General features: G+C 67.3%; 1 protein-coding gene. It reads right to left on the reverse strand.

The annotated features are described in order from the left end of the window. Window positions 1–87: 87 nt before the first annotated feature. On the reverse strand, window positions 88–1,063 hold a 976-nt coding region (locus tag CWO91_RS42265), incomplete at its 5' end, for an esterase-like activity of phytase family protein (RefSeq protein ID WP_130221181.1).

Raw genomic sequence — 1,063 nt, forward strand, 5'->3', positions numbered from 1 at the left:
GGCCTAAGCTACAGGTGTCCACCGATTTAGGGGAGGCTCAAGACTGGATTGCTTCGCTGCGCTCGCAATGACGGGGAGAGACCGCCCTCACTCCACCAGCGTGAATTGCAGCAGCAGCGTCCGCTGCAGCATCGAGAAATTGTCGTCGGAGATCAGGGTCAGCACGGTGTCGCCCTCGGCCGTGACGTGGGCGTCGATGCCTTCCATGTTGTCGATCTCGTGGCCGAGATCGGCGGAAAACAGCGTGAGGCCGTCGACCAGCGCGCCCGGCGCGATCGACTTCAAGGGGATCGCGCGGATGCGGATGTTGACGCCGGTGAACCAGGAGAATTTGCGCTCGAGAATGAGGAGATCGCCCGAGGGCAGCAGCACCGCGTCGCTGATGTCGAAGTTTTCGGAGCGCCGCACGCTGAACTGGCCCGGCGTCGGGCCGCCGATCAGGAACGCGACGAGATTGCCGTCGGCGTCGAGCCCGCGCTCGGAGAAGGCGATCAGCGTGCCCGCGAGCACCTGCCCCTGGCTTTTGGGCACGACCACCATCGCCTCCAGCCCCTTGTTGTAGGGCAGCTTGCGCAAGGCCGGCGGCACCGCGATCACCTCGCCGCGGGCGCGGGTGCCGCCCTTGGCGAAGTCATAGCGCAGGATCTGGTTGACGCGTTCGAGCCCGACATAGACGAGGCTGCCGTCGCGCGCGAGCGACTCGGTATCGTACCAGAGCCGCTTGTCCGTGATCGGCCGCCCGTCCGCGCCCAGCAGCGGCGCCGCCTCGACATCCGCGAGCCCGACCATCTCGCGGCCGGAATAGCGGATGGTGCCGGTGAACCAGCCGCCCTGGTCGGAGATCGCGAGGAAGCGTTCACCTTTGTTGTCGAGAAAGCGAAGGCCGGACAGGCCGCCAAAACCGCGATAGGGCGAGGTCAGCACCAGGCCGCTGCGAAAATCCAGCGAGCCGAAGCGCGTGCGCGAGCGGTCGCGCGGCTCGAAATTGGGAATGCTGCGCGCGTTGACCTCGACGCTGACGGGCGCGGCGACGGCGTGCTCGAGCTGGAGCGCGCGCGGCGGC

The sequence above is a fragment of the Bradyrhizobium genosp. SA-3 genome (assembly GCF_004212635.1).
GTDB lineage: Bacteria > Pseudomonadota > Alphaproteobacteria > Rhizobiales > Xanthobacteraceae > Bradyrhizobium.